22 protein-coding genes are annotated in these 20,558 nt (G+C 66.6%); 9 read left to right on the top strand and 13 right to left on the bottom strand.

From position 1 onward, the window contains the following. Positions 1 to 41: 41 nt before the first annotated feature. The 4 genes from IEV87_RS16515 to IEV87_RS16500 are packed head-to-tail and all read left to right on the top strand — an operon-like array spanning position 42 to position 2,999. Positions 42 to 767 carry a competence/damage-inducible protein A gene (locus tag IEV87_RS16515; protein WP_188478916.1) on the top strand — a complete coding sequence of 242 codons (726 nt, stop codon included), beginning with the start codon at positions 42 to 44 and terminating at the stop codon, positions 765 to 767. Next, positions 760 to 1,482 carry a GNAT family N-acetyltransferase gene (locus tag IEV87_RS16510; protein WP_188478915.1) on the top strand — a complete coding sequence of 241 codons (723 nt, stop codon included), beginning with the start codon at positions 760 to 762 and terminating at the stop codon, positions 1,480 to 1,482. The genes IEV87_RS16515 and IEV87_RS16510 overlap by 8 nt, the downstream gene beginning before the upstream one ends. A gap of 1 nt (position 1,483) precedes the next feature. After that, positions 1,484 to 2,053 carry a peroxidase-related enzyme gene (locus tag IEV87_RS16505; RefSeq protein WP_188478914.1) on the top strand — a complete coding sequence of 190 codons (570 nt, stop codon included), beginning with the start codon at positions 1,484 to 1,486 and terminating at the stop codon, positions 2,051 to 2,053. 4 nt (positions 2,054 to 2,057) lie between these two features. Beyond that, positions 2,058 to 2,999: an OmpA family protein gene (locus tag IEV87_RS16500; protein ID WP_188478913.1), complete on the top strand. Its 942-nt coding sequence runs from the start codon at positions 2,058 to 2,060 to the stop codon at positions 2,997 to 2,999. Positions 3,000 to 3,413: 414 nt separating this feature from the next. On the opposite strand, the gene IEV87_RS16495 is transcribed toward IEV87_RS16500, so the two are convergent. From IEV87_RS16495 to ilvD, 6 genes are all read right to left on the bottom strand, one after another. Next, complete coding sequence (locus IEV87_RS16495) at positions 3,414 to 4,238, bottom strand: VPLPA-CTERM sorting domain-containing protein (protein ID WP_188478912.1); 825 nt, start codon at positions 4,236 to 4,238, stop codon at positions 3,414 to 3,416. Between the two features lie 168 nt (positions 4,239 to 4,406). After that, a complete protein-coding gene (locus IEV87_RS16490) occupies positions 4,407 to 5,312 on the bottom strand; it encodes a LysR family transcriptional regulator (RefSeq protein WP_188478911.1) in 906 nt (301 codons plus the stop codon). Positions 5,313 to 5,479: 167 nt separating this feature from the next. After that, on the bottom strand, positions 5,480 to 5,851 hold the full coding sequence (locus IEV87_RS16485; RefSeq protein WP_188478910.1) for a hypothetical protein: 372 nt from the start codon (positions 5,849 to 5,851) through the stop codon (positions 5,480 to 5,482). Positions 5,852 to 5,862: 11 nt separating this feature from the next. Further along, positions 5,863 to 6,636, bottom strand: coding sequence for a DUF6478 family protein (locus tag IEV87_RS16480; protein ID WP_229737674.1), 774 nt, complete (start codon positions 6,634 to 6,636; stop codon positions 5,863 to 5,865). Between the two features lie 117 nt (positions 6,637 to 6,753). Next, a complete protein-coding gene (locus IEV87_RS16475) occupies positions 6,754 to 7,413 on the bottom strand; it encodes a hypothetical protein (RefSeq protein ID WP_188478909.1) in 660 nt (219 codons plus the stop codon). Continuing rightward, on the bottom strand, positions 7,400 to 9,157 hold the full coding sequence (ilvD, locus tag IEV87_RS16470; RefSeq protein WP_188478908.1) for a dihydroxy-acid dehydratase: 1,758 nt from the start codon (positions 9,155 to 9,157) through the stop codon (positions 7,400 to 7,402). The genes IEV87_RS16475 and ilvD overlap by 14 nt, the downstream gene beginning before the upstream one ends. A 98-nt stretch (positions 9,158 to 9,255) precedes the next feature. Between ilvD and IEV87_RS16465 the strand changes: the two genes are divergently transcribed. Genes IEV87_RS16465 through IEV87_RS16450 form a run of 4 tightly spaced genes read left to right on the top strand, consistent with a single transcriptional unit; the run spans position 9,256 to position 13,293 of the window. Further along, positions 9,256 to 10,125: a CPBP family intramembrane glutamic endopeptidase gene (locus IEV87_RS16465; protein ID WP_188478907.1), complete on the top strand. Its 870-nt coding sequence runs from the start codon at positions 9,256 to 9,258 to the stop codon at positions 10,123 to 10,125. Between the two features lie 2 nt (positions 10,126 to 10,127). Further along, positions 10,128 to 11,030, top strand: coding sequence for a CPBP family intramembrane glutamic endopeptidase (locus IEV87_RS16460; RefSeq protein WP_188478906.1), 903 nt, complete (start codon positions 10,128 to 10,130; stop codon positions 11,028 to 11,030). Positions 11,031 to 11,089: 59 nt separating this feature from the next. Next, positions 11,090 to 12,022: an acetyl-CoA carboxylase, carboxyltransferase subunit beta gene (accD, locus tag IEV87_RS16455; RefSeq protein ID WP_188478905.1), complete on the top strand. Its 933-nt coding sequence runs from the start codon at positions 11,090 to 11,092 to the stop codon at positions 12,020 to 12,022. Next, the gene (locus tag IEV87_RS16450; protein WP_188478904.1) at positions 12,019 to 13,293 is read left to right on the top strand and encodes a bifunctional folylpolyglutamate synthase/dihydrofolate synthase; all 1,275 of its coding nucleotides are present in this window, start codon (positions 12,019 to 12,021) and stop codon (positions 13,291 to 13,293) included. Before accD ends, IEV87_RS16450 begins: the two co-directional genes overlap by 4 nt. A gap of 257 nt (positions 13,294 to 13,550) precedes the next feature. On the opposite strand, the gene zapE is transcribed toward IEV87_RS16450, so the two are convergent. Continuing rightward, a complete protein-coding gene (gene zapE / locus IEV87_RS16445) occupies positions 13,551 to 14,621 on the bottom strand; it encodes a cell division protein ZapE (RefSeq protein WP_188478903.1) in 1,071 nt (356 codons plus the stop codon). 133 nt (positions 14,622 to 14,754) lie between these two features. Between zapE and IEV87_RS16440 the strand changes: the two genes are divergently transcribed. Further along, positions 14,755 to 15,996, top strand: coding sequence for an MFS transporter (locus IEV87_RS16440; RefSeq protein ID WP_188478902.1), 1,242 nt, complete (start codon positions 14,755 to 14,757; stop codon positions 15,994 to 15,996). A 2-nt stretch (positions 15,997 to 15,998) separates the two neighbouring features. Here IEV87_RS16440 and IEV87_RS16435 read toward each other — a convergent pair whose 3' ends face one another. The 6 genes from IEV87_RS16435 to IEV87_RS16410 are packed head-to-tail and all read right to left on the bottom strand — an operon-like array spanning position 15,999 to position 20,442. Beyond that, positions 15,999 to 16,922 carry an alpha/beta fold hydrolase gene (locus IEV87_RS16435; RefSeq protein WP_188478901.1) on the bottom strand — a complete coding sequence of 308 codons (924 nt, stop codon included), beginning with the start codon at positions 16,920 to 16,922 and terminating at the stop codon, positions 15,999 to 16,001. Beyond that, the gene (locus tag IEV87_RS16430) at positions 16,919 to 17,833 is read right to left on the bottom strand and encodes an ornithine cyclodeaminase family protein (RefSeq protein ID WP_188478900.1); all 915 of its coding nucleotides are present in this window, start codon (positions 17,831 to 17,833) and stop codon (positions 16,919 to 16,921) included. The genes IEV87_RS16435 and IEV87_RS16430 overlap by 4 nt, the downstream gene beginning before the upstream one ends. Further along, positions 17,830 to 18,450, bottom strand: a complete 621-nt coding sequence (locus IEV87_RS16425) for an HAD family hydrolase (protein WP_188478899.1) — start codon at positions 18,448 to 18,450, stop codon at positions 17,830 to 17,832. Before IEV87_RS16425 ends, IEV87_RS16430 begins: the two co-directional genes overlap by 4 nt. 10 nt (positions 18,451 to 18,460) lie before the next feature. Beyond that, positions 18,461 to 18,913 carry a YaiI/YqxD family protein gene (locus IEV87_RS16420; protein WP_188478898.1) on the bottom strand — a complete coding sequence of 151 codons (453 nt, stop codon included), beginning with the start codon at positions 18,911 to 18,913 and terminating at the stop codon, positions 18,461 to 18,463. Further along, positions 18,910 to 19,740, bottom strand: coding sequence for an S-formylglutathione hydrolase (gene fghA / locus IEV87_RS16415; RefSeq protein WP_188478897.1), 831 nt, complete (start codon positions 19,738 to 19,740; stop codon positions 18,910 to 18,912). Before fghA ends, IEV87_RS16420 begins: the two co-directional genes overlap by 4 nt. Continuing rightward, positions 19,741 to 20,442, bottom strand: a complete 702-nt coding sequence (locus IEV87_RS16410; RefSeq protein ID WP_188478896.1) for a nitroreductase family protein — start codon at positions 20,440 to 20,442, stop codon at positions 19,741 to 19,743. Positions 20,443 to 20,558: the final 116 nt, after the last annotated feature.

Below are 20,558 nucleotides of genomic sequence, written 5' to 3'. Positions count from 1 at the left end.
CCTATACCCTTGATGTGCCAAAGGACAAGCCGGAGCCTGCCATGCCCAACCCTACCGCCGCCATGCTGGTTATCGGCGATGAAATCCTGTCGGGGCGCACGCGGGACGCCAACATGTACCATCTGGCCGGGGAACTGGTGAAGGTGGGCATCGACCTGAAGGAGGTGCGGGTGGTGTCCGACGATGCGCCGGCGATCGTCGCGGCGGTCCGGGCGCTGTCGGCGGCCTACGATCAGGTCTTCACCTCGGGCGGGATCGGGCCGACGCATGACGACATCACCGCCGACTGCGTGGCAGAGGCCTTCGGGCGGCACATCGATGTGAGAGACGATGCGCGGGCGCTGCTGGAAGAGGCCTATGGCCGGCGCGGGGTCGAGGTGACGGAGGCGCGGCTGCGCATGGCGCGGATCCCGGACGGGGCTGCGCTGATCGACAATCCGGTTTCGACCGCGCCGGGCTTTACCGTCGAGAACGTGCATGTCATGGCGGGCGTGCCATCGGTCTTCACAGCCATGGTGGCGTCGGTTCTGCCGGGGCTGGTCGGGGGGGTGCCGCTGACCTCGGAAAGCTGGCGGGTGATGCGGGCGGAGGGCGACATCGCCGGGCCGCTGCGCGCGCTGGCCGGAGAATATGCGGACCTGTCCTTCGGGTCCTATCCCTTCCAGGATCGGGGGCGGTTCGGGGCCAACGTGGTGGTTCGCGGGGCGGATCCGGCGCTTGTCGCGACAGCCTATGCGCGGTTGCAGGAGATGTTTCCCGATGGCTGATCTTGGCGGGTATTTCGAAACGCTGGATGCGACATGGCCGGCGGAGGAGAAGATCGCGCTTGGCCCGCTGACCCTGCGGCGCAGCAGCGGCGGCGGAAAGCGGGTGCGGGCGGCGACGGCCTCGGGGGCGGTCGGAGCGGATGACGTGGCGGTGGCAGAGGCACGGATGCGCGATCTGGGCCAGCCCCCGCTGTTCCAGATCAGACCGGGCGACGACGTGCTGGATCAGCTGCTGGAGTCGCAGGGCTACGGCGTGGTCGATCCGACGCTGATCTACACCTGCCCGGTGGCGCATCTGGCGCGGGAGGAGACGGATCGCGAACAGGCGAGCCTCGCGGTCTGGGAACCGCTGGCGATCCAGCTGGATTTCTGGCGTGCGGGCGGTGTCGGCCCGGACCGGATCGCCGTGATGGAGCGTGTCACCGGCCCCAAGACCGCGCTGATCGGGCGGCATGACAATTCACCGGGCGGCACCTGTTTCGTCGCGGTTCACGGGGGCATGGCCATGTTGCACGCGCTGGAGATCATCCCCGCCGCCCGACGCGCCGGCATGGGCCGGGCGATGACGGTGCAGGCGGCGCAATGGGCCGCGCGCGAGGGGGCGGAGACCTTTGCCCTTCTCTGCGTCAAGGCCAACGGTCCGGCAAATGCGCTGTATTCCAAGCTGGGGATGCAGGTTGCCGGGCAGTATCACTATCGCATCAAGGAGAGCTGAGATGAGCCGAGACCTTCCGACCGCGCTGGACCTGCCGATGGTCGACCCGCTGCCCGCGCCGACGCAGAAGTATTTCGACATCTGCATGGACAAGCTGGGCATGGTGCCGAACGTGCTGAAGGCCTATGCCTTCGACATCGACAAGCTGAACGCCTTCACCGCGCTTTACAACGATCTGATGCTGGCGGATTCGGGCCTGAGCAAGCTGGAGCGGGAGATGATCGCGGTCGCCGTCTCCTCCATCAACGGGTGCTATTACTGCCTGACGGCGCATGGCGCGGCGGTGCGGGAGCTGTCGGGCGATCCGAAGCTGGGCGAGATGATGGTGATGAATTACCGCGTTGCCGATCTGGACGCGCGCCAGCGGGCGATGCTGGACTTCGCGGCGAAGGTCACGACGGAAAGCCGCAAGGTCGACGAGGCCGACCGGCAGGCGCTGCGGGATGTCGGGTTCTCTGACCGGGACATCTGGGACATCGCCTCGGTGGCGGCTTTCTTCAACATGACCAACCGGGTGGCGAGCGCCACGGACATGCGTCCGAACGACGAATACCACGCGCAGGCGCGCTGAGGCGATGCGACTGGCCGGGGCAGCGCTGGTCTGGATGGGTCTGGCCCTGCCGGCCGGGGCCTTCGAACCGGCGAGCCTGCCCGACACCGCGCGGGTGACGGTGGACGAGACGGAATCGCCGGCCTCTCTTGCCATTCCGGTGTCGGTCTATGACGGGACGCTGCCGCGGGAATATCTGGAAGGCCGGCTCAGACGGCGGGCGTGGCAGATCGGGGGGCCGTCGCCGTCGACGCTGCGGCTGATCCGGGGTCTGCGTGGCGATCTTGAACGGGGCGGGTTCCAGGTGCTGCTCGACTGCGAATCCGAGGCCTGCGGGGGGTTCGATTTCCGCTATGCCCTGCCGGTGCTGCCCGCGCCCGAGATGAACGTCGATCTCTACGATTTCCGCGTTGTCACGGCTGTGCGCCCGGACGCGGGGCGGGAGGAATATGTCTATATCCTCGTCAGCAAGGGGCGTGCCGACCGTTTCGTGCAGATCTACGAGGTGGTCACGGATGGCGGTCCGGCGGCGGAGCCGGGTCCACAAGCGGGGGTCGACGCCGGACCTGCGCCGGTCGCGGCCGGTGAACCGGAACTGGTGGCGCAGTTGCGCGGGGCGGGCCACGCGGTGCTGCGGGATCTCGACTTTGCGTCGGGGGCGGAGGCTCTGGCGGATCGCAAGTATCCCTCACTCGCCGCGCTGGCAGGGTTTCTCAATGGCAATCCCGCGCGGGTGGTGGCGCTGGTCGGGCATACGGATGCCGTGGGATCGCTGGCGGGAAACACGGCGCTGTCGCAGCGGCGGGCGGAGGCGGTGCGCACGCGCCTGATTTCGGCCCACGGGGTGCCGGGGGCGCAGGTATCGGCGCACGGGGTCGGGTATCTGGCGCCGGTGGCCTCCAACCTCGAAGAGGCGGGGCGGGAGGCGAACCGGCGGGTCGAGGTGGTGCTGCTGGCCGCCGAATAGGCGTCGGAGCCGGATGGGTTCGGCAAGGCAGACCATGCTGCCAAGGCCGTCGGAGGTCGTGACTTCGGCCTGATGCTGCCCGGGGTATTTGCCGGAGGTGATAAAACCTACCTCGATCCCCGCTGTCTTGCCGCAGAACCGGCCGGGCATTCCACCGGCGCAGTGGTCTGGAATTTCGGGAGTATCTGGCCCCGCATCTTCTTTGCGTTGCCGACATGGGCGATCTGGCCAATCTGCCCGCCCTTGCAGAACCGGCGCATCGCGGCGGTGATCTGGGCGGGGGCCGTGGTCGCAAGGGTGTAGAGGCGGGCGGAGAGGCGGAGGGGTCAGACTTGGATCATGAGGCACTCATGACATCGGGGACAGCGATGTCGCGAGCGCTGGCGCGGGGCCGCGCCTCCGGCGATCCGGCGTTCAGTTCCGCCGGTTGCGACGCAGCGCCAGCAGGCCGATGCCGGAGAGCAGGACAGGCAGGGAGGCCGGGAGCGGGACAGCGGTGAGACTGTCGGGCAGGGTAAAGCCCGCGGGGCAGGCAGCGGCATCCGCCCCGTAACAGCCGATCGTCGACAGGATCAGGCTGTCGCCGGGGGAGAGATAACCGTTGATGGTGAACCGCATGTAGTTGAAGCCGTCGGTTGCGTCGATCATGTCGGAATCCGGACCGGGGCCCGCCACGTCGAAAAGTGTATGCGTGCCTTCGCCCGACAGGAACGTGCCGAAGGCGGAGTTGGCGAGCCCTTCGGATGCATTGATCAGCGGTCCGCCGTCGTCATCGATCACCGTGTAATAGGCCGAGGTGGAGGAGGAGGCGACGTAGCCGTTGCTGTCGGAGTCGATCAGCTCGAGATCGAGAAACGCCTCTTTGTGGGTCGGGCCGGAGATGACGTCTGTCCGCATGCGGATGTCCAGGGCGTAGAAGGCGGGCACGAAGTCGTGGTTTTCGAGCCGGAATTCGAACATCATCCAGGGATCGGCATCGGTGAGCATGATGAGCCGGCGGCGGTGCGGGTTGAGGTTGGTATCTTCGACGAACACGAACCCGCCGAAGGCATCGTTCCACCACTGGTGGCTGAGCGCCTTGAGATCCTCGATTTCCCGCAGCTTGGCATCGAGCGAGTCAAACTGAAGCTCTACCGTGCTGGAGCCGACCTGGGTGAAAACGGTGTAGGTCGCGGCGTCGGACTGCGTTGCGCAGACAAGAGCGGCGGTAAGGGCGAGGGCGCGGAAACCATGCGTCATGACCGGAGAACCTTTCGAAAGAATAAATCCAGTATACCTTAGAATCATCTTTCCGTCGAACCCGGCGATGACGCGGGGGGCGGCGGCCGCCCCCCCAAAAAGAAAAACCCGGCGTCACCGCCGGGTCAGGTGGCCTGAGGTCAGGCTCGGGGAAGGAAACTCAGGGTCTCACCACTTGTCGGGGCCTTTTTCGGCAAAGCTCCGGACAAGGAAGTCGATGAAGGCGCGGACCTTGGGCTGGGTGAACCGGCCCGGCGGATAGACCGCGTAGATGCCCTGCGTCTCGAGCGGCAGTTCGGGGATGGCGTCGATCACCAGGCCCTGCTCCAGCGCGTCAGCGTAGAGGAAGGAGGGCAGGTAGGCGATGCCGAGGCCCGAGATCGCGGCATTCAACAGCGACTGGCCGTCGTTCACGGAGAGCCAGCCGGCGGTGCGGACCTGGCGCTTTTCGCCCGAGGGGGCGGTCAGCTTCCAGACGTTGCCGGAGGCCTGCGAGGAATAGTGCAAAAGCTTGTGATCGTTCAGGTCGTCGATCTTCTGCGGACGCCCGAAGCGTTCGAAGTAGGACGGCGCGGCGATCATGCGCTTGGTCGTGTCGGTGAGCTTGCGGGCACGGAGGGTCGAGTCCTCGAGCTCTCCGATCCGGATGGCCATGTCGAAGCCTTCGGAGATCAGTTCGACGTAGCGGTTGTTCAGCACCATGTTCACGGTGATGTCGGGGAATTCCGCCAGGAATTCGCCCAGAACCGGGGAGAGGTGATTGACGCCGAAGTCGGTCGCCACCGAAATCCGCAGCAGGCCCGAGGGGGCGGACTGCATGGAGGTGACGAGGGCGTCGGCCTCTCCGGCGTCGTTGAGGACGCGGCGGGCACGGTCGTAATAGGCCAGACCGATCTCGGTCGGGGACACACGACGTGTGGTCCGGTTCAGAAGACGTGCGCCCAGACGTGCCTCGAGCGAGGACACATGCTTGGACACGGCGGATTTAGATATCCCCATCTTCTTGGCCGCGTCGGTGAAACCACCTTGATCCACGACCGTCGCGAATGCTTCCATCTCTGTCAGACGGTCCATTGTCGTAACCTTTCTGCCTCTCAGCGTTCAGTTTGCCTTGGAGACACGTTATCGACGGCAATTCGGGCGCAAACCGGGCGCGGCATCGTCAATTGCGGGGTATTGTCGGGATCGTTTATGGGCCGGAAACAGGGAAACACCCCGTTTCGCGCCACATTTCGGACGATTCAGGCCGTTTCGACGCAATGTCGCCGGAAAGCGCGCTTCAGCAGGTCCAGTTCAGCCCGGAGCAGGTCGATTTCGGCGCGGATTGTTTCGGAAGCCTGATCCCCGGCAATTATGGCAAGGCTGTCCAGAACGTCGCCGGTGGAGGCTTCCACGATCGTGATTGTCTGCACGCCGTCGCCAATAGCGGCGGCGGGGACGGCGAAGCGCAGGTGCCAGGTGCCGCCGGTCGCGGGGGTGACGGAGATGTCGTCGAGCACGCGGTCGCGGAAGCGGACGGCGACGCCGGGGCGGATGCCCTCGGGCACATCGGAAATGACGCCTTCCCAGGTGCCGTTGACGAGGCGGGTCTTGGTGACTTTGAGAATGCTCATGGTCTCGTCCCTCAGAATTCGGCGCGGGGGCAGCGGGCGAAGGTCAGGTCGCGGATGACGACCTGGTTCATCTCGGGGTTCTCGAAGATCAGGTCGACCCATGCCTTCTCAAGCCGCTTTTCGTTCAGGCCGGAGTAGGCAAGATCGAATTCGATCATGACCTCGGGCGACTTCAGCGACAGTTCGCGGGTGACCTGTTCGGTGTTCGGCCCGTGCACGACGTTGAGGCGGGCGAAGATTTCAAGCGGTGTCTCGACCTCGATCTGGGCGGAGAGGCGGATCAGGTGCGACTTGGTCAGGTTGCGGATCGCGTCGGCGGGCAGTTCGATCGCGAGCGACAGAAAGGATCCGTCGAAGGCGAAGACATCCATGCGCAGGCCGAAGGGGGCGAGGTCCTCTTCCCGGTGGTTGCGGGTCTGGAGGATGGTCAGTTCGGACTGCTTGCAGTCGTGGTGAAGCGTGACCTGATCGCCGAGGCGGGACTGGGTTTCGGCGGCGGCGATCCCGCGCAGGGGCAGGGGGCCGCGCCAGAGGTCGGGGCGCCAGGACCAGTCGGTGCCATGCGGGACGGGAAAGATGTTGGACCCGATCAGGGGCAGGGCCAGCCGTCCGTCCGCCGTGTGGATCAGGTCGTCGAGCCGGGCCTTCAAGGTGCGGGCGCGGGTGCGGCTTTGGCGCAGAGCGGGCAGGGGGGCGGTTGCCGCGTTCCGTGCCTCGGCCGTCCAGCGGCGCAGTTCGCGGCGCGCGATGAGCCGGTCGATGAAGGTGGAGATCGCCTTGGCCATGGGTGCCTGTGTCGTCCTGGTGCTGCATCCGGTCTTGCTGCCGGGTGCCCCTGTTATGCCACGGGGCGGTTGCGAAACAAATGACGGATTGGCGGAGGGGTGCCGGAAATCGGGCGGCTATTCCGTCGGTGCCTGCACGGCCGGCGTGTCGCCGGTGCCGGTTCCGGTGGTGGCGCGGCGCATGTTGCGGGCGAGGGCGAGCAGAAGGTCGCGCCCCTCGGCCCCGCGGGCGGCGCCGTTCTGGGTGGAATAGGCGGCCAGTCCGATGGTGTGCCCGGCCAGCGTCATCACCCCGCGCCAGTGGACGGGATCGGCGCTTTTGGTCGCGCGTTCGCCGCCCTGGGACAGCTGGACCAGCTGCACACCGTCGATGCGGGCGCTGTTGAGCACCTGCGCCGGGGCATAGGGGGCCGCGATCTGATCGGGCGTCGGAAGGGCGGTGTCGGCGGACCGGACGGCGGTGACAGTGAGCAGGGAGAGCGAGTTGACGCCGCTGACCTCTCCGCCCGTCATCAGGTCGCACTGGGCGAGCAGGGCGAACTGGCGCGCGCCGTTCGGGCGCAGCGACCGCGCGTCGACGCAGAACCCCGCCGGGCCGAGAACGGTGATCTTTCCGCCGTCGATCTTCGCGGAGGTCAGCACGCGGGCCTTCGGCGCGCTGCCCCCGGCCGCAAAGGCGTTGGCAGTGGTTTCGTCGCAGCCCGCCATCAGGGAGAGGGCGAGCAGGACCGGGGCGCCGCGCAGCGCCCCGGTCCGGAGCCGGTCAGAGATCGGCATAGATATGCTTCTCGGCCTTGCCGCCGGGATGGGTGACGGCGCCGAGGTAGGTCTTGCCGACAAGCTGCGCATATTTCCACAGCGCGCCGGAGGCATAGATCGTGTCGCGCGGGCCTTTCCAGTCCTTGCGGCGCGCTTCCAGTTCCTCGTCGGTCAGGTCGACGGTGATCGTGCCTTCGACGGCATCGATCTTGATCATGTCACCGTTCTTCAGCAGGGCGATCGGGCCGCCATACGCCGCTTCGGGGCCGACATGACCGACGCAGAAGCCGCGCGTCGCGCCGGAGAAACGGCCGTCGGTAATGAGCGCGACCTTCTTGCCCATGCCCTGACCCGAAAGGGCGGCGGTGGTGGCCAGCATCTCCCGCATACCCGGACCGCCGGCGGGGCCCTCGTTGCGGATGACGATGACCTCGCCTTCCTTGTATTCGCGCTTCTGAACGGCGGCAAAGGCGTCTTCCTCGCATTCGAAGACACGGGCCGGGCCGTTGAAGCTTTGTTCCTGGGTCGGGATCCCGGCGACCTTCACGATGGCACCTTCCGGGGCGAGGTTACCTTTCAACCCGACGACGCCGCCGGTCTTGGTGATCGGGGCGGAGATCGGATAGATGACCTTGCCATCGGCCTCGCGGGTGACGGTGTCCAGTTCCTCGCCGATGGTCTTGCCGGAAGCGGTGATGCAATCCTCATGGATCAGACCGGCCTTGCGGAGCTCCTTCATCACGACGGGGATGCCGCCAACGTCGAACAGGTCCTTGGCCACGTAGTCGCCGCCCGGTTTCAGGTTCACGAAGTAAGGCGTATCGCGGAATATCTCGCAGACGTCGTCGAGGAAGAAGTCGATCCCGGCCTCGTGCGCGATGGCGGGCAGGTGCAGGCCCGCGTTGGTCGATCCGCCGGTGCAGGCGACGACGCGCGCGGCGTTCTCCAGCGATTTGCGGGTCACGACATCGCGGGCGCGGATGCCCTTTTCGATCAGGTTCATGACCGCTCGGCCCGAGGCCTCACCATACTGGTCGCGGGATTCATAGGGTGCGGGCATGCCGGAGGAGTTGAGCAGCGCGAGCCCGATCGCCTCGGACACGCAGGCCATGGTGTTCGCGGTGAACTGGCCCCCGCAGGCCCCCGACGACGGGCAGGCGACGCGTTCGAGGATGTCGAGAGCGGAGTCCGAAAGTTCCTTGTTCTGGTGCCGCCCGACCGCTTCGAACAAGTCCTGCACGGTCAGGTCGCGGGTGCGGAAATCTTCGGGGATCTCGTCGATCTGGGGCGCCTTGCCCGGAAGGATCGACCCGCCGTAGATGAAGACGGAGGGCACGTTGAGCCGGACCATCGCCATCATCATGCCCGGCAGCGACTTGTCGCAGCCCGCCAGCCCGACAATGGCGTCGTAGCAGTGGCCGCGCATGGTCAGTTCGACCGTATCGGCAATCGCCTCACGCGAGGCGAGGGAGGAGCGCATGCCCTCATGCCCCATGGCGATGCCGTCGGTCACGGTGATGGTGGTGAATTCGCGCGGGGTTCCGGCGGCGGCCTTCACGCCCAGCTTCACGGCCTGCGCCTGCCGGTTCAGAGCGATGTTGCAGGGGGCGGCTTCGTTCCAGCAGGTGGCGACGCCGACGAGGGGGCGGTGAATTTCCTCCTCCGACAGGCCCATCGCATAGAGGTAAGAGCGGTGCGGCGCGCGTTCGGGACCTTCGGTCACGTGACGGCTAGGCAGGAGCTTCTTGTCGAATTTGGCCATCTGGGCCTCCCTTGGCTGGTCGGGACGGGGATAAATGACGCATCCAGGGCAGACAAGGCCGATTGCGGCCCGCGGGGGAGAGGGATAGCGTCGCGCCCATGGCATACGAGGCGCAGCAGCTTCTCCCCGACAGAGGGAGGGACACGGCACATCTGGGCAGGACGCTGGCGGGCATCGCGCTGGTCACGGTGATTACCGCCGGGCTGATGCTGCTGTGGATCTTCGTGATCTCGGGTCTGCTGTTCCCCGGCTCCATGCGGCCCGAGGGGCCGTCGGCCGGACCGCTTGGCATGGTGCTGATGCTGTCCACCTTCCTGTGTCCGCTGGTCGCGCTGGCGGTGGCGATGCGGGTGCTGCACCGGAAAGGGCTCGGGGTCCTGATGGGACCGGCGGGGCTGGCCTGGTCGCAGTTCTGGCGGGTGTTCCTGGTGCAATGCGCGGTGCTTGGCGTGGCGCTGATGCTGCCCTCGCCCGAGGGGGTGGAGCCGGAGCGGCAGATGGCCGTGACGCGCTGGCTGTCGTGGATGCCGCTGGCGCTGGTGCTGCTGGCGGTTCAGATCGGGTCGGAGGAGCTGATGTTCCGCGGATACCTGCAGTCGCGGCTGGCGGCGCGGTTCCGCTCTCCTCTGCTGTGGGTCGGGGTGCCGGCGGTGCTCTTCGCGCTGCTGCATTTCAACCCGGCGGCGGGGGACAACCTCTGGCCGATCCTCGGCGTCACCTTTCTTTACGCGCTGGCGGCGGGGGACCTGACGGCGCGGGCGGGCACGCTTGGCCCGGTCATGGCGCTGCATTTCGTCAACAACTTCGGGTCGCTGATGCTGTTCGGGGCGTCAGGCGGGATGGAGGGGCTGGCGCTGTACGTCTATCCCGCCGACCTGTCTGACCCGGCGCTGCTGCCCGGCTTCGGGCTGGAGGCGCTGCTGATGCTGATCTCCTGGCTCGGCGCGCGGGTCGTGCTGAGGCGGTGAGCGTGAAGGCCTACGCCCCCCACGAGGCCTATGTCGATCCGGCGCGCGGATCGGCGGCGCTGGTGCAGACCGTGGTCGGGTTCATAGCGGTGGAGTTCCTGTACGGGCTGGGCCGGAACACGATGGACTGGCTGCTGTTCCAGATCGCACCCGACACGGCGGACGCGCTGATGGAGCGGGTGTCGGCCACCGCCATCCTCTATGATCTTGCCGGTTTCCTGTTGCTGGCCCTGCTGGTGGTTTTCGTGGCGTGGAAGAACCATAACCGGGGCCTGCGCAGCCTGACCGGACCGGCGGCACTGGTCTGGCCCGACATGCTGCGGGCGACGATCGGCGGCGGGCTGCTCTACCTCGCGCTGGAGGCGGTCTATCCGTTCTGGACCGACGACGGGGTCAGCATGCAGCCTTTCGCGACGTGGCTGGGGCTTCTGCCCTTTGCGCTGCTTGCCCTGCTGATCCAGACCGGGGCGGAGGAGCTGTTCTACCGCGGGTACCTGCAACAGCAGATCGCGGCGCGGTTCCCGTCGCCACTGGTCTGGATGGTGGTGCCCAATCTGGCCTTTGCATCAGTCCATTGGTTCAACGAGGCGGCGGTGGACGAAAGCACCCGCTACGTGATCTGGGCCTTTGCCTTCGGGCTGGCGGCAAGCGACCTGGTGGCGCGCAGCGGATCGCTTGGCGCGGCCATCGGGTTTCACCTGGCCAACAACATCTTCGCCTTTCTCGTCGTCGGGGATCTGGACGGGCCGGACAGCGGGCTGGCGCTGTTCCTTTACCCGCCGCTGCCGGACGGGACCGGAGAGTCGCTGCTGCCGCCGGAGCCGATCCTCGGCTGGATGCTGGTGATCGACCTCGTCATCATCGCGCTGGCCTGGCTGGCGGTGCGGGTGGCCATCCGGCGTTGATTGCAATTCGCCCGGCAAGGTCCTATCTGGGGGGCCAACGCCACCGTCCGGGAAGCGACATGAACTGGATTACCAACTACGTCCGGCCAAGGATCAATTCGATCTTCTCGCGCCGCGAGGTGCCGGAGAACCTCTGGTCCAAGTGCACGGAATGCGGGACCATGCTGTTTCACCGGGAACTGTCGGATAACCTGAACGTCTGCACGTCTTGCGGGCATCACATGGCGATTTCGCCGCGCGACCGCTTTGCCGCGCTGTTCGACGGCGGGGTCTTCGTGCAGGTGAAGGTGCCCGAACCGCTGGCCGATCCACTGCATTTCCGCGACCAGAAACGCTATCCCGACCGGATGAAGGCCGCGCAGCGCGACACCGGTGAGGCCGAGGCGATGCTGGTTGCCGAGGGTGAGATGGGGCAGACCCCGATCGTTGCGGCGGCGCAGGACTTTTCCTTCATGGGCGGGTCCATGGGGATGTATGTCGGCAATGCGATCATCGCGGCGGCCGAACGGGCGGTAAAGCTGAAGCGGCCGCTGATCCTGTTCTCCGCCGCCGGTGGCGCGCGGATGCAGGAGGGGATCCTGTCGCTGATGCAGATGCCCCGGACCACGGTTGCGGTTCAGATGCTGAAGGAGGCCGGGCTTCCCTACATCGTCGTGCTGACCCATCCGACGACGGGCGGTGTGACGGCGTCCTACGCGATGCTGGGCGACGTGCAGATTGCCGAGCCGAACGCGCTGATCTGCTTTGCCGGGCCGCGCGTCATCGAACAGACCATCCGTGAGAAGCTGCCGGAGGGGTTTCAGCGCGCCGAATACCTGCTGGATCACGGGATGCTGGACCGCGTGGTCAAGCGGACCGACATGCGGGACGAACTGATCACGATCACCCGGATGCTCATGGGGATGACCCCGGCGGTGAAAGGCTCCCTGCCGAGGCCCGATCCCGAGCCCGTCGCCGTTCCCGCCCCCGCGCCGGAGGGCAAGGCGGAGTGACCCCCGTGCATTCGGACGTCATCCTCGATCGGATGATGGCGCTGCATCCCAAGGTCATAGACCTTGTGCTCGACCGGATGTGGCGGCTGCTGGAGGCGCTTGGCAATCCGCAGGACCAGCTGCCGCCGGTGGTGCATATCGCCGGGACCAACGGCAAGGGATCGACGCAGGCCTATATCCGCGCGGGGCTGGAGGGGGCCGGGCATCGGGTTCACGCCTATACCTCGCCGCATCTGACACGCTTTCACGAACGGATCCGGCTGGCTGGCGACCTGATTTCGGAGCAGGCGCTGACCGAGGTGCTGGACGAGTGCCTCGCCGCCAACGGGGACGCGCCGATCACCTATTTCGAGATCACCACCTGCGCGGCCCTGCTGGCGTTTTCGCGGGTGCCGGCGGATTACACCCTGCTCGAGGTCGGCCTAGGCGGGCGGCTGGATGCGACCAACGTCGTCGCGCGGCCCGCGCTGACCATCATCACGCCGGTGTCGATCGATCATACCTCATTCCTCGGTGAGACGGTGGATGTCATCGCCGGGGAAAAGGCGGGGATCCTGAAGCGCGGCGTGACATGTGTGGTCGGGCCGCAGACAGAGGCCGGGCTGGCCGTGATCGAGGCGCGGGCAGACGCGGTCGGCGCGCCGCTGCTGGTGCATGGTCAGCACTGGCACGCCTGGGAGGAGCGCGGGCGGTTGATCTTCCAGGACGAGACCGGGCTGCTGGACCTGCCGCTGCCCGCCCTGCCCGGTGCGCATCAGATCGAAAACGCCGGGGCGGCAGTGGCGGCGCTGCGGTTCCTCGGCCAGGGGGAGCAGGCAGCAGAGCGGGCGATGACAGACGTATTCTGGCCCGCCCGGATGCAGCGGCTGCGCCGGGGGCCGCTGGCGGAGGCGGCGCCGCGGGCGGAGCTGTGGCTGGACGGGGGGCACAATGCCTCTGCCGGGGAAGCGCTGGCGCGGCATCTGGCGGGGCTTTCGCCACGCCCGACCTGGCTGATCTGCGGGATACTCAACACCAAGGACGTGCGCGGTTACCTGCGGCCGATGGCCGGGCAGGTCGCAGGACTGTACGCGGTGTCGATCCCCGAGGAGGTCAACACACTGCCCGCCAGTGCCACCGCGGCGGCGGCGCGGGACGTCGGCATGGCGGCGGAAGAGGCGGAGTCGGTGGACGCGGCGCTGGCCGGGATCGTCGCCAGGGACCCCTCTGCCCGGATTTTGATCAGCGGGTCGCTGTACCTTGCAGGGCGAATTCTCCGGGAAAACGGGTAGCCGGATTAACGGACGGTTAAGAATTCGCGAATCAGCGGAAAAAAGCGACTCGAACCGGGAAATAACGAATCAGAGACCATTGACCGATTCGCGGCGATTCGCCTAAGCTGGTGTCAGTTGATGTACAGGCAATTCGCCATCCGGGACCTCCGCCCTCCAGTCATCATACGCGCGGCAGTCCGGGCAGGGATGGTATTCAGCTAAACCTCGGGCACAAGATGAGGGGACCGGTTCAACGGTCCCCCGCTTGGTGTGATCTAGCCCGTTTTGCCCCAGTCCGCATCCTGCATCTCGCGCAGACGGCTTGCCGTGCGCTGGAACTCGAAGGCGCCGTCGCCCTCGATATAAAGCGATTCGGGTTCGTCCGCGGCGGAGCAGATCAGCCGCACCTTCGCCTCGTAGAGCGCGTCGATCAGGGTGACGAAGCGCTTCGCCTCGTTGAAATTGGACCGGCCGAGGCGGGGGATGTTTTCCAGGATCAGGACCTTCACCGCGTCGGCAATCGCGAGGAAGTCGCCGGGGCCGAGCATCTGCCCGCAGATGTCGTGGAAGGACGCGCGGGCGATACCGTTGCGGAAGGCGGGCAGGGTCAGCTTGCGGCCCTTGATCGTCAGGACCAGAGGCTGCCCGCCGCCGCCGGTCAGATCGATCCAGATCCGGTCGATGGCGGCGCGGGCTTCTGCATCCACCGGGGTGAAATAGACCCGGCTGCCGGAGAGGCGGTTCTGGCGGTAGTCCTTGGGGCTGTCGAGTTCGTGCACCACCATCCGGTCCTTGATCAGGTCGATGAAGGGCAGGAAAAGCTGGCGGTTCAGGCCGTTCTTGTAAAGGTCGTCGGGAACCCGGTTGGAGGTCGTGACGATGACCACGCCGCGCGCCATCAGCGCATCGAACAGGCGGCCCACGATCATCGCGTCGGCAATGTCGGTGATCTGCATCTCGTCGAAAGCCAGCACGCGCAGTCCATCGGCGACCCTGTCGACCACCGGGGCGAGGCTGTCTTCGACATGCGCCTTGCGGGCCTCGTGCAGGCCGTCCTGGATTTCCTGCATGAAGGCGTGGAAGTGGACGCGGCGGACGGGGACGGAGAGGCTGTCGACGAACAGGTCCATCAGCATGGACTTGCCGCGCCCGACGCCGCCCCAGAGGTAGAGCCCCTTGGGCTGTTCGACGACCGCCTTTCGGAAGAAGCCACGCTTTTCCGGCTTCGCATCCAGCCCGGCGAGGATGCGGTCGAATTCGGCCAGCACGGCCTCCTGCGCGGGGTCGGCGTGCAGGTCGCCGGAGGCGATGCGGGCGGCGTAGAGATCGCGTGTCGTCTGACTCATACCGCCTGTTAGCCTGCGGGCGGGGCGGGGAAAAGAGCAGCGTTGCAAATGCGGGACATCACAAAGGGTGAATTGCGGATCCGGGCAAAACCGGAGAATGTGTGCATGCGCATTCATTTCCGGGATTCCGCCCATGTCCTCCTCTGCCCGCCTGATGACCCCCGTTCTGATCGTCAGCTGCATCATCATCGTCATCAGCTTTGCGGTCCGCGCGTCCTTCGGGGTGTTCCAGATCCCTATCGCGGATGAGTTTGGCTGGGCGCGGGCGGATTTCTCTCTCGCCATCGCGATCCAGAACCTGGCGTGGGGAATCGGGCAGCCGCTGTTCGGGGCCTTTGCCGAAAAGCTGGGGGACCGGCGGGCGATCATCCTGGGCGCCGTGATCTATGCGGCGGGGCTTGTCCTGTCGTCTTTCGCAGTGACGCCGACGCAGCATCAATTGCTTGAGGTGCTGGTCGGGTTCGGGGTCGCGGGGACCGGGTTCGGGGTGATCCTTGCGGTCGTGGGTCGGGCGTCTTCGGACGAGAACCGGTCAATGTCGCTGGCCATCGCGACGGCGGCGGGGTCGGCGGGTCAGGTCTTTGGTGCGCCGCTGGCCGAATACCTGCTGACACTGATGAGCTGGCAGAACGTCTTTCTGATCTTCGCGGTCATGGTCCTGTCGGTGATCCTGTTCCTGCCGTTCATGCGCGCGCCGGTCGCCGCGACAAGGGCAGAGCTTGAGGAAAGCATCGGGCAGGTTCTGGTGCGGGCGGCGAAGGATCCGTCGTTCTCTCTCATCTTCCTCGGGTTCTTTTCCTGCGGCTACCAACTGGCGTTCATCACCGCGCATTTTCCCGCCTTCGTCACCGAAATGTGCGGTCCGATCGTGCCGGGCGGGGTGCTGCACAATATCGGGATCACCACGACCTCCGCGCTTGGTGCCATCGCGATTTCGCTGGTCGGACTGGCCAATATCGCGGGGACGCTGACGGCGGGGTGGCTGGGTAAGCGCTATTCCAAGAAGTACCTGCTGGCGGGAATCTATACGCTTCGCACCATTGTTGCGGCGCTGTTCATCCTGTTGCCGATCACGCCGACCAGCGTGATCCTGTTCTCCGTCGCCATGGGCGGCCTGTGGCTGGCGACCGTGCCGCTCACCAGCGGGCTGATCGCGCATATCTACGGGCTGCGTTACATGGGTACGTTGTACGGCATCATCTTCTTCAGCCACCAGCTTGGTGGATTCATGGGCGTGTGGCTGGGCGGCCGGATGTACGACGTCTACGGCAATTATGATCTGGTGTGGTGGATCGGGGTGGGTGTCGGCGCGTTCTCGGCCATCGTGCATCTGCCGGTGAAGGAGAACCGGACGCCGGTGCCCGTCGCCGCCTGATCCTACTCCATCCCGTCGCGGAAGGCCGCGACGACCTCTCTGGGGTGGGTCAGGGGCAGCCAGTGGCCCGCGCCCTCGACCTGCGTGTTGACGGCGATGCGGTTCCATCTCGTCAGGTTGCCCATGCCGGAGAGCGGGATCGCCTCGTCCTTGGCGGCCCAGATGGCGAGCACGGGAACGTCGACGCGGGACAGCTTGCGGTGCTCGGCCTCTTTCGGGTCGCGCAGCGCGTGGCGGAGGGAAGAGAGCACGGCGGGAATGAAGCCCTGCCATTTCACCTGCTCCGCCTGGCCCGAGGCGGCCTCGGCCAGTGCCGGATACTGGCGGTGCAGGGCAGAGGCGGCGGCGCGGTGGCGGCGCGGGAAGAGGGCGAGCGCCATCCAGTCACCAATCCGGCCCCAGTCCCGCATCATCCGGAAGAAGCCGGTCGGGAAGCCGCCGAAGCCTGCGGGGGCGACCAGTACAAGCTGGCGGATGCGGTCTGGATGTTTCGCGGCAAAGGCGGTGGTGATAACTCCGCCCATTGAATAGCCGAAGAGCGTGATGTCGTCGGCAACCTTCTGGTGGGCCAGAAGGTCCTCCAGCTGGCGGGTGAAGAAGGCTTCGTCCTGCCGCCCTTCGGGCCGGTCGGAGTAGCCGCGGCCGTACAGGTCGTAGGTCAGCACGCGATAGCCCATGGTGGCCAGTTCGGCGGCGATGTCGTTCCAGACGAAACCGGGGGTGGTCAGCCCGTGCACGCAGACGGCGACGGGGCCGCGCACGCCGCCGTGCCACTGGAAATGCGTCATCCCCTGGGAGAGTTCGGCAAAATTGCCGGGCGCGTTCACCCGCGCGTCGTCGTCCATCGCCGGGCGGCGGCGTTCGATGACGAAGGGGGCGACCCAGGCGGCGGCCAGCAGGAGGGCAAGCAGCAGGACCCAGATCATTGGCTGGCGCTCCACGCGCTGAGGATGTGGCGGGCCGTCATCAGATCGAGATGCGCGCCGCCGCCGTTCTTGAACAGGGTGATGTCGTCGGGCTGGCGGGCGAAAGCGCCGAGGTCGTAGTAGTCGGCGAGAATGTCGTCCTCGGTGATCGCGCCGTCTTTCAGCGGGATCGCGAACTCTCCGATGTGGTGGAGCGTGGTGTCGCGGCTGTCGGCGAAGATGCGTGCGCGTTGCAGGGCGGTGTCGTCGGTTTCGCGCATGTCGGGACGGTAGGCGCCGATCAGGTCGACATGCTGTCCGGGGCGCAGCCAGTCGCCTTTCAGCACCGGAACTCCGCCAGACGTGGCGCAGGCGACGATGTCGGACTGTGTGACGGCGTCGGGCAGGTCGGTGGCGACGCGGGTGCCGGGGTATTGCGCGGCAAGGTCTTCGGCCTTCGCGGTGGTGCGGTTCCAGAGGGTTATGGTCGCATCGGGAAAGGCGGCGCCGTAGGCCTCGATCAGGGAGGCAGCGACGGTGCCCGCGCCGATCACCAGAATGTCGCGGCTGTCGGGACGGGCCAGGCGGCGGGCGGCGAGCAGGCTGTCGGCGGCGGTCTTCCACTTGGTGACGAGATGGAAGTCGATCATCGCCTCGAGCGTGCCATCGGTGTCCGACAGCAGGCTCATCATCCCGTTAACCGTGCCGAGGCCGCGATCGGGATTGCCCGGAAAGATCGACGCCGCCTTGATCGCCAGCCCCAGCCCGTCGATCCAGGCGGAGCGGGTCAGGAGCGTGTCCTTGCCGCGGTAGAGAAAGGTATCCGCCACCTCTGCCTTCGGCAGGTCATGCCCGGCGGCCAGCGCATCGGTCAGGGCGATCCAGTCGAGGACGTTTTCGCCCTCCTCGAAGCTGATGACCGGCGCGCTCATGCCGCCTGCGCCTGTGTCAGAAGACCTTCGGACACCAGCCGGTCGGCCCAGCCCTGCGGGTCGGTGAACAGGTGGGTCTTCCAGCCGCGCCCGTCCGCCATGGCGATGTTGTCGGGGCGATCGTCGGCGAAGAGCAGGGACGCGGGGGCGACACCGGAGTCCTCCTCGAGCCGGCGGTAGATTTCCGGGTCGGGCTTTATGACACCCATGTGGCCGGAAATGTAGGGCCGGTCGAATTCGCGCAGGAAGTCGTAGTGATCGGAGGCATGGGCGAAACTGCCGATGCCGAAGTTCGACAGGGCGAAGACCGGCACGCCATTGGCCCTGAGGGCCCGCAGCACCCGGACCGACTGATCGATCGCGGGAGAGGCCATTTCGATCCAGCGGTCGTGCCAGGTGCGGATCTCCTCCCTCCATTCGGGGTGTTCATCGGCCTTGGCATAGATCGTGCCCTGAAAATCATGCCCCAGGTCGACGCGGTCGTTCATACCGTGCAGGTCGACCTCGGCAAACAGGGCGCGGCGGCGGTCTTCGCCGATGTAGCTGTCGTAGAACCGTTCGGGCTGCCATTCGATCAGCACGTTTCCGATGTCGAAGATGACTGCTTCGATGCCCATTCCCGTTCCCTCAGCCGTCGCGCTGTGCCGCGCGGAGTTCCCTCTCCAGCGCGTCCAGAAAACGGGAGCGGTCGGCCTTTGTAAAGCCCTTGCCCGAGCCCTGTGCAAAGGGGTCGGCAGAGCGGATATCGGCCATCAGGTCGCGCATCGCCAGTTGCGCGCCGATATTGGCCTCGGTCAGCCGCTCACCGTTGTGGCGCAGGACGCGGGCGCCGCTGGCGACGCATTTCGCGGCCAGCGGCATGTCCGATGTCACGACGACGTCGCCCCTGGTCGCGCGGTCGGCGATCCAGATGTCAGCGACGTCCGGGCCTTCGGGCACGATGACCAGTTCGACGAGCGGATTGGCCGGCGGGCGCAGGCCGCCGTTGCAGACCAGCTTGACCGGCACCCTGTGCCGGGTCGCGACCCGCTCCGCCTCTTCCTTCACCGGGCAGGCGTCGGCGTCGATGTAGAGGGTCACGAATAGAGCGCCTCGGCATGAAAGGCGACGTGGTCTTCCATGAAGGTGGAGACGAAGAAGTAGCTGTGGTCGTAGCCCTTCTGCATGCGGAACTGCACCGGCTGGCGGCGTTTCGCGGCGGCCTCGGCCAGCGTCTCGGGGCGCAGGAGGTCGAGGAAATTGTCGGCGGTGCCGGTGTCGATCAGCACGGGGCCGTCAAAGCCCTTTTCGGCCATCAGGAGAGAGGCGTCGTGGGCTGTCCACGCCGCCTCTTCCGCGCCGAGGTAGGCGGTGAACTGCTTGCGCCCCCAGTCACCGCCCGTCGGGTTGCAGATCGGCGAAAAGGCCGAGACGGAGCGGTAGCGGCCCGGCAGCGACATGGCGAGGGTCAGCGCGCCGTGGCCACCCATGGAATGCCCGGTGATCGACTGGCGGTCGGCGTCGATGGCGACATTGGCGGCGAGCAGGGCAGGCAATTCGTCTGCCACGTAGTCCCACATGCGATAATGCGTGGCCCAGGGATCCTGCGTGGCGTTCAGGTAGAACCCCGCGCCCTTGCCCAGATCGTAGGCCTCGTCATCCGCCACGTCCTCTCCGCGCGGGGAGGTGTCGGGGAAGCAGAGCGCGATCCCCTGCTCCGCCGCCCATTGCTGCGCGCCGGCCTTGGTCATGGCGTTCTCATGCGTGCAGGTCAGGCCCGAGAGATACCAGAGGATCGGGACAGGACCGTCCTGCGCTTCTTCCGGAAGGAAGAGGCCGAAAGTCATGTCGCAGGCGCAGGCTTCGGATGCGTGGCGATAGACGCCCTGCACGCCCCCGAAGCAGCGGTTTTCAGAGAGGGTTTCCATTCAGGCTCCTTCGGGATTGACGGTCAGGATGTCGGAGAGCGGCTTCTTTGCCAGCGCGGCGGCGGGCACGGTTGCCGTCTCGGCCGCGTGGCCGACGGCGATGATCATGATCGGTTTCTCATGATCGGGGCGGCCGCAGATGGCGGTGAGGAATTTCATCGGGTTCGGGGTGTGGGTCAGGCAATAGAGTCCCGCGTGATGCAGCGCGGCGATCAGGAAGCCGGAGGCGATGCCGGTGGATTCCGGCACGTAGTAGTTCTTGAACCGTGTACTGTCGGGGCGGACGCCGTAGCGCTGCGCAAAGATCACGATGAGCCAGGGCGCGATGTCGAGGTGCGGCTTGGACACGCCGGTGCCGATCGGCTCGAGCGCAGAGATCCATTCATCGCCGGCGCCGCCGTCGTAGAAGGCGCGTTCCTCGTCCTCGGCAGCCGCGCGGATGCGGGCCTTCAGCGCGGGGTCGGAGATCGCCACAAAATGCCAGGGCTGGTGGTTGGCGCCCGACGGCGCGAGACCGGCTGTGGCGATGGCGGTCTCGATGACCTCGAAAGGAACGGGCCGGTCCGAAAAGTCGCGGACGGTGTGGCGGGTCCTCATGCGGTCGTGGAAGGCCCGGACCCCGGCGCGGCTGTCGTCGTCGCTCATGTCCTGACGGTCGGGCAGGGGCAGCGGATTGTAGGTCGTGCTGGTTTCGGACGGCATGGCGGGCTCCCTCTCGCCGGGTTGTCCCTGACCCGCCCGGCCGGGTCAAGGGCGGAGGGCGGCGCGGGGGCCGTGCCCCCGTCCTGCGGACTCCCCCGGGATATTTATGGCAAAGT

The sequence above is a fragment of the Primorskyibacter flagellatus genome, assembly GCF_014638275.1.
Classification (GTDB): Bacteria; Pseudomonadota; Alphaproteobacteria; order Rhodobacterales; family Rhodobacteraceae; genus Pseudooceanicola; species Pseudooceanicola flagellatus_A.
This window is presented reverse-complemented; position numbering and strand designations above follow the sequence as displayed.

Bases quoted from the DNA above. Each gene is read 5' to 3' on its own strand.
- IEV87_RS16515 (WP_188478916.1), top strand. From the start codon at position 42: ATGCCCAACCCTACCGCCGCCATGCTGGTTATCGGCGATGAAATCCTG.
- IEV87_RS16510 (WP_188478915.1), top strand. From the start codon at position 760: ATGGCTGATCTTGGCGGGTATTTCGAAACGCTGGATGCGACATGGCCG.
- IEV87_RS16505 (WP_188478914.1), top strand. From the start codon at position 1,484: ATGAGCCGAGACCTTCCGACCGCGCTGGACCTGCCGATGGTCGACCCG.
- IEV87_RS16500 (WP_188478913.1), top strand. From the start codon at position 2,058: ATGCGACTGGCCGGGGCAGCGCTGGTCTGGATGGGTCTGGCCCTGCCG.
- IEV87_RS16495 (WP_188478912.1), bottom strand. From the start codon at position 4,238: ATGACGCATGGTTTCCGCGCCCTCGCCCTTACCGCCGCTCTTGTCTGC.
- IEV87_RS16490 (WP_188478911.1), bottom strand. From the start codon at position 5,312: ATGGACCGTCTGACAGAGATGGAAGCATTCGCGACGGTCGTGGATCAA.
- IEV87_RS16485 (WP_188478910.1), bottom strand. From the start codon at position 5,851: ATGAGCATTCTCAAAGTCACCAAGACCCGCCTCGTCAACGGCACCTGG.
- IEV87_RS16480 (WP_229737674.1), bottom strand. From the start codon at position 6,636: ATGGCCAAGGCGATCTCCACCTTCATCGACCGGCTCATCGCGCGCCGC.
- IEV87_RS16475 (WP_188478909.1), bottom strand. From the start codon at position 7,413: ATGCCGATCTCTGACCGGCTCCGGACCGGGGCGCTGCGCGGCGCCCCG.
- ilvD (WP_188478908.1), bottom strand. From the start codon at position 9,157: ATGGCCAAATTCGACAAGAAGCTCCTGCCTAGCCGTCACGTGACCGAA.
- IEV87_RS16465 (WP_188478907.1), top strand. From the start codon at position 9,256: ATGGCATACGAGGCGCAGCAGCTTCTCCCCGACAGAGGGAGGGACACG.
- accD (WP_188478905.1), top strand. From the start codon at position 11,090: ATGAACTGGATTACCAACTACGTCCGGCCAAGGATCAATTCGATCTTC.
- zapE (WP_188478903.1), bottom strand. From the start codon at position 14,621: ATGAGTCAGACGACACGCGATCTCTACGCCGCCCGCATCGCCTCCGGC.
- IEV87_RS16440 (WP_188478902.1), top strand. From the start codon at position 14,755: ATGTCCTCCTCTGCCCGCCTGATGACCCCCGTTCTGATCGTCAGCTGC.
- IEV87_RS16435 (WP_188478901.1), bottom strand. From the start codon at position 16,922: ATGATCTGGGTCCTGCTGCTTGCCCTCCTGCTGGCCGCCGCCTGGGTC.
- IEV87_RS16430 (WP_188478900.1), bottom strand. From the start codon at position 17,833: ATGAGCGCGCCGGTCATCAGCTTCGAGGAGGGCGAAAACGTCCTCGAC.
- IEV87_RS16425 (WP_188478899.1), bottom strand. From the start codon at position 18,450: ATGGGCATCGAAGCAGTCATCTTCGACATCGGAAACGTGCTGATCGAA.
- fghA (WP_188478897.1), bottom strand. From the start codon at position 19,740: ATGGAAACCCTCTCTGAAAACCGCTGCTTCGGGGGCGTGCAGGGCGTC.
- IEV87_RS16410 (WP_188478896.1), bottom strand. From the start codon at position 20,442: ATGCCGTCCGAAACCAGCACGACCTACAATCCGCTGCCCCTGCCCGAC.